This window comes from Methanomethylovorans sp. PtaU1.Bin093 (assembly GCF_002067275.1).
GTDB lineage: Archaea > Halobacteriota > Methanosarcinia > Methanosarcinales > Methanosarcinaceae > Methanomethylovorans.
This window is the reverse complement of sequence record NZ_MVQX01000044.1, coordinates 1-6,521: the sequence shown is the minus strand read 5'-3', so window position 1 is coordinate 6,521 and position 6,521 is coordinate 1. Positions and strand designations below refer to the sequence as shown.

4 protein-coding genes are annotated in these 6,521 nt (G+C 47.7%); all 4 read right to left on the bottom strand.

Going from position 1 to position 6,521, the window contains the following annotated elements; translation table 11 throughout:
- On the bottom strand, positions 1–2,558 hold a 2,558-nt coding region (locus A4E24_RS04645), incomplete at its 3' end, for a FlaD/FlaE family flagellar protein (RefSeq protein ID WP_292352107.1).
- 445 nt (positions 2,559–3,003) lie between these two features.
- A complete protein-coding gene (gene thiI / locus A4E24_RS04640; RefSeq protein WP_292352105.1) occupies positions 3,004–4,173 on the bottom strand; it encodes a tRNA uracil 4-sulfurtransferase ThiI in 1,170 nt (389 codons plus the stop codon).
- 76 nt (positions 4,174–4,249) lie between these two features.
- Positions 4,250–4,534 carry an acylphosphatase gene (locus A4E24_RS04635; protein ID WP_292352103.1) on the bottom strand — a complete coding sequence of 95 codons (285 nt, stop codon included), beginning with the start codon at positions 4,532–4,534 and terminating at the stop codon, positions 4,250–4,252.
- Positions 4,535–4,556: 22 nt separating this feature from the next.
- Positions 4,557–6,461: a threonine--tRNA ligase gene (locus A4E24_RS04630; protein WP_292352101.1), complete on the bottom strand. Its 1,905-nt coding sequence runs from the start codon at positions 6,459–6,461 to the stop codon at positions 4,557–4,559.
- Positions 6,462–6,521 lie beyond the last annotated feature (60 nt).

The window sequence follows — 6,521 nt, the reverse complement described above, 5'->3', positions numbered from 1 at the left end:
ACGGACAGTTTATTCTTGTCCACTTTGATCCCCGCAAGGTTCTCAATGAACCAGATAGACTTCACATGGTCGTCCGGAGTAAGCTTCCAGTCGGGTTTCTCCATATAGAAATCGATACCTTCGGCATACCTCATGAGTTCCATACGCACTTCCTCTGTGATCCAGCCCAGCTCCTCATAGTAAGAGAGAATATCTGGAAGATTGTTCCTTCCCACCAGTTCCATAAGGAACTCAAGCCATTCCATACACAGCTTGATGCTGGAGGAATTTTTCATGATGTGTGCAAGCTGTATGCTCTGACCTGCCGATTTGCCTCTGGCCCCTACTTTTTTAAGCTCCCCTTCCACATACTTGGACAGCTCGGTCATCTCATCCCTCATCCCTTGCTGCGCAGCCGAGACATTTGAAACGTCATTTCCGAGCTTTAGAACATTGCCTTTCATATCCTGCATAGCTGCGGACATTTCCACGCCTGACCTCTCCATACCCGCAAGTCTCGGGACAAGGGTTTCCATTTGACCTGCCTTAGCCGACAAAGCAGAGAAGCGTTCATCGTTTTCCTGCGCATTTTCCTGTATCTTAGAGACAAGAGCCGTGTAGGACCCCACAAGCTCGGAAATATGCTGCTCGATACTGGAAAGACTTGACATGATGGTCTTGTTCTCAGACAGGACATGAGCCACCTGTTGTTCCATACCCGACAGGTGCGACTCCAGCCGGACTATACGCTCATCCAGGTTATCGAACTTCATGCCCGTTGCTTTCATCATGTCCTCAGAAGAACTTTGCAGGGACCTCACAGAATCGCCAAGAACAGCCACATTCCCTGACAGCTCCTCGTACATGCCATACACCTGAGAGATATTCCCTGCAGAGGATTCCAGCTTCTCTCTGATATCATCGAGTTCCCTGGACCCGGCAGGAGCACATCCTTTTGAACTCTTGCCTGCGGCAGGGAAAGGCACCTCTTCAGCCACTTTCTCAGGCTGGTAAAGGGTATCGGACGATCCCTGCTGCATACCTGCAGCACCTTCTGCGAGATCATTGTAAGCAGGAAGTGGTGGCTGGGAATTATTATCGATCTTAAGAGCTTCCGGAAAATCGAACAATGGGTTCTCCACAGGAGTAACTTTTACAAAATCACCCGGAGAGATACTGATAGCATGATCATCTGACAAGCCATCTTGCGCGAATTGTGGAGCGGGCATTGAAAAGCCAGCACCACCTCCGGAAGGTGTAAAAGATAATGAGCCTGAAGGTGCCGGACCAAAAGGAGAGGCATTTGACGCAGTGGATGATACAGCGCCTCTTGCCTGCGCTCCGCCTTCATATACCAAAGCATCAGGAGTTTTCAGAGAATTGTCCTCTTCGTGAACATTGCCTTCCTTTATTTTCTCCATTTTTTCCAGCAGACTTTTACCTTTAGTAAGGTTTCTAACATTTACAACAATGGAATTTGCCAGCTCGCTTATACTCGTTGCCAGGTTTCCGGGAACATCAGCCATCCTTCCGCCTATGCCTGGCTTTTTCTCTGGTACTGTAGTGACAGAACCAGGAGTGGGCCCATCTGAAAACGAAGGATTAGGCCCGGAGAACGGAAAAGGAGCTGGACCCGATGGACCGGGAGCGCCACCAAAAGGATTGGCCTGGCCTGCAAAAGGGTCAGCCGCTGAGGAGGGAATGCCCTGAGCGAAAGGATCACGGGAAGCAGAAAATATATCTGCCGCAGGAGGATTGCCAGGAATGCTGAAGGCAGATGGAGTGCCCGGAAAAGGAACATTCGGGACTTTACCTGGGATGGGATCAAAAGGACTACCTGAACCAGAAGTAACAGTATGTTGATCTGAAGGCACAGATCCCTGAAGAGGTGGGAACGACGGGGCTAAAGTCGGCACATAAGCCTCATTTTGCGGAGAGGGGACCACAGTGTCAAAAACAGGAAACCGCTGAGGAGAAGAGGAAATATTTCCGCCTGGAGTTGGAGATACCGGTAAACTAAAAGGGCTGGTGCCACTTATATTCGAATCCTGAGCATTGAGCTTTGATAAATCTGAAGAGTTGACTTCAAGTTTTTCATGAGCTTGTATTGGACCACCATCGTTGGGAACATCATCAGGTAATGCCATTTCAAAAAGAGGTAGTATTCTGTTCTTAGCAGTCTGTGCTTTCGGCGGATTCTTTGTTTCACCTTCATGAACCGCTGGAAATGCCATTGATGGCTCCTGGGAAAAGAATGTAGGTAAAGATCCCTGTCCCCCGTCCTTTAGAAAAGGAGGGATCGGGGCGTTTGTAGTTTGTTGACCAGACTGGAGAGAACTGAGATCGGGTATTCCCATAGAAAACAACGGTGGTGGCACCTCAGAAGAGGATTTGGATGAACTTTTCTCAGGAGCGGCAATACTTGTCTCCTGCATTACCGATCCTGAAAAAGCTTTCTGGAAAATGTCCGGGACCTGAGCACCGGGAGCAAATGGCGGGGAACCTGGTGCGGCATTTGCAGCAGCATTTTGCTCCCCTTCCTTCTTCTGGCCTGCTGTTTCCCATGGAAATTTACTCATAGAGTCTCAACTTCAGATGTTTTTAGATTTAAATTAATCAGTATGAATTATACATTTATTTATATAAAAGTTGTTGGGTGACAATTTATGTATTTGATAAGAGTTTTACAGTTAGAACGGGAAGTGGAAGTTAAAAACAAGAAACATGATCGCACTTAAAATAGATTAAAAGCAGGCGCACATGAAATTTGAGGGAATGGACGAGAGATAAAGGATGAAATTTGTGCTAGAAATTCATGTTGTTGTTACTCTGTGCGCCTATTCTGTGCATACGTTATCAAAATATATAAGGATTTTGCATTTAATCCAAAGCGAATAAAGCGTATGAGGAGACAGATACAAATCATCATTATGATGATAAGCATGTGTATAGTGTGCAAGTATATACTGTAACAAAATAGAACCTAAGTGAAAAAGCTCAAATAGACCTTAGAAAAGGCACAGATCAGAATTTGAATACCTTTGCTCCCGAAACGGAATACCTCACCAGGCCATCGATATCTACTTTACTCTCCTCAGCGAGCAAAGAATCACATTCTGATCTGGTCTCGGGTCTTTCCGGCACAGCCGAGCAACATGTTACAGGCCTGACCGATACATTATATGAACCTATCTTTCTTGCAATATCAATTATATCCGCCTTATCAAGGGCTATCAGGGGATGGTAGAGCGGTATGGCAAGCCCGTAAAGTTCAGCGTACATATTTGCAGAGGTCTGGGAGGCTACCTGCCCTAAAGAGGAACCTGTGATAACCCCTGCAGCACCTTCACGCTTCATGACCTCATAGGCAACTCTGTACATGGTCCTTTTGCACAGTACACATGTCTTGTTCCTGGAACACTGCTCAACAAAAGCCTTCAGGGAACATCCATGTGGGACCTCATATATTTTGAACGGATGACCGGGAGCCCATTGCTGCAGCACTCTTATACTATCCAGTGCACGCTGCCTGGTGGAATCGTCCGCAAAGGGTTCATTACTGCAGTATACAGGGATGATCTCAACACCCCTTTTCATCATAAGCCAGGCAGCTACAGGAGAATCGATGCCACCGGACACAAGGGCAACCATTTTCCCCTGGGTGCCCAGCGGTAGACCACCCACACCTCTGGAGTTTTCCGTGAACACATAAGCTTCCTTCTGGCGTACCTCTACAAAAATTTCCTTATCCGGCGTAGTAAGATCCACTAGAGGAGTTTTGCCTGCTGACAGCAAGCGCTCCCACACAGCATCTCCGCATTTCAGTCCTACGTCCTGGGAAGAAAAATCATGATTGCCGGTCCTGCGAGCCCTTATGGCAAAGGAATCTCCCCCCTCGATGAAACCTGCACCGATATCAGCACATTTTCGTGATATGGCATCAAGATCTGCATCAACAGCAGTTGCAAATGATGCGGACACCACACCAAAAACATCAGCTGCCGCACTTGCAGCTGTTTCATCGGAAGTCTTGATAAAGATCCTTCCCCATTCCCGGCTCAGACCTGAATACTCCACACCACGCTGATCAAGCATAGCTGCGATATTGCGCATAAGGACCTTTTCATAGTGGTTCCTGACACCAGGACTCTTGAGCGCCAATTCCCCATATCTGACAATTACTATGTTGTTCATCGTCCCACTGTTCTCTGATGAGTTTGATATAACTTAGCCGTAAAGAAAATTCAATTCGATCCAAATATCTACATGCTTACCTTCTTATGGCAAAGCCTGTAAATTCGCCTGAAGCCTGTTTCCATTCAACCTCCAGTGAATCCACACGGGACATAGGAGGACCTGCTCTTAGCCTTTGCAAGAGTATTTCAACAGAGTCCTTAGGCCCTTCGGCCACGACCTGTACGCAACCATCGGGAAGGTTACGGGCATAACCTGCAATACCAAGTTCCTGTGCAGTGTTCTTTGTGAACTGACGGAAAAAGACTCCCTGTACCCTCCCACACACATGGACTTCAGCAAGTACGTGTCCAACATCCATGAAAGGGTATTCAGGAACCATCTTATATGAACTTTGGCCTCATAGAGAGCATCTTTGCAAGAGGCAGACCCCGGTATGGCAAACCAGCGATCTCTGCCTGTATGCGGGAATCCAGTTCATCGACTGACATTTCCACAGTCTTCGGGCGATTGGCCTGGGATTCCGCCCTTATGGTCACATTTATTCTGCCGGTCTCAACTTCCTTATCCCCGATGACGACCACATATGGGACCCATTCGCGTCCTGCTTCACGTATACGCTTGCCCACAGTATCTTCCCTGTCATCGATATCCACACGGCAATGCAGCTTCTCCGAAACCTGCTTTGCGAACTCCAGATGCTTCTCAGATACTGGAAGCACCCTTACCTGAGTAGGGGAAAGCCACGCCGGAAGCATAGGCACCTCTCCGCGTTCGGCCCTCATGGCCTCTTTTTCCAGTAAACCATAGATGCAGCGCTCTATAGCACCACTTGGAGAGCAGTGCAGAATTGTCGGACGTTTCTCTTCACCGGTGACATCCACGTATTTTATGTCATACCTTTCAGCATTTTCCACATCTATCTGCACTGTGGAAAGAGCACTTGCCTTTGCCAGCGCATCTACAAAGTTGAACTCGAACTTGAGCACGAAGTAGAAGAAACGTGTATCCCACATCTCTACAAGTACCGGTTTGTTCACAATGCGGGCAAGGTTGGTGATGAAATCCTTGTTCTCTTCGTAGAAATCTCTTGTGAACCTGATGGCAACCTCGAAATCGTCAACTTTGATACCTACCTGGTCCAGAATGCGGATACACATATTGTACTGTTCCTCGAACTGAGCGATTGCCTGATCCATGTCATGGCACAGAGTGTGCATATCAGGCATGGTGAACGCCCGCAGGCGACGCAGACCCACAAGCTCTCCCCTCTGCTCCTTACGGAAACTGTAGCGAGTGAGCTCGATCATCTTCAGAGGGAGGTTCTTGTAGGACATGGTCATATCATGATTGATCAGGAACTGGCCAAAACAAGCGGCAAACCTCAGGAAAAGCTGCCTTTTATCGGATTCAATGGAATACTGCCTTGCAGGGAACCTGTCAAGATACTTTTTAAGAGTAGGGTGGTTCATGTCATACATCAGGGGAGTCTCAACTTCCATAGCCCCTACCTTGATGGATTCCTCGACCACATAGTTCTCCAGCAGGGATTTAATGAGGCGGCCTTTGGGATAATAGCGCATGTTACCGGAATCCGATCCCGGCTCATAATCCGCTATCTCAAGCCTGCGCATAAGCTCCACGTGTGGCGGGGCTCTGTCAACTTCTCTTTTCTTGGAGATCTCATAATCCACGAATTTGCTCAGGTTCTCATGCCCTTTGAGATCAAAGCTATCCATTTCGTGGAGCTCGCCATCAGGAGCGAGGATGCGCCAGTATGATCTGGCAGTGCCCTCAGCTTTCAAAGCTTCGGAAACAACCTCCGGTTTTCCTTCAAGGGCGCAGACAACATTGACACCATCTTTGTTCTCAGGAGATATCGACCTGGACAGCTCGGACAGAGGATGGCCTTTGCAGCTGATCCTGAATGCCTTGTACCAGCCAAATGGAGCTCTCTTTACAGTATACTTCCCCGAGAGTTCCTTTTCCATGGCTGTTAGCACATGAACTGCAACTTTGGGGGAAGAGAGAGCTGAACTTAGATGAGCATAAGGGTAAAGCATGATGCTCTCGGTTTTTACCTGCCCTGCAACCTTCTCGATCTCAGAGACACCTTTTTGTACCATTTCGTCGGGATCTGCCTCATCTGCCTTCTCTACGGCAATGAAAACAGTGAGTGCATCCTCCAGCCTGCCAGACTTCATGGGATCTTCGATCTTCTCTGCCACCGGGGTGCTTTTCTTGACCTCATATTCGATATAATCAGAATGGATGAGCAATAATTGCATGATTTCACCTGCGAAATTACCTGTAGACTTAGATTTAACAATCCTTATAAACCTTTTTAA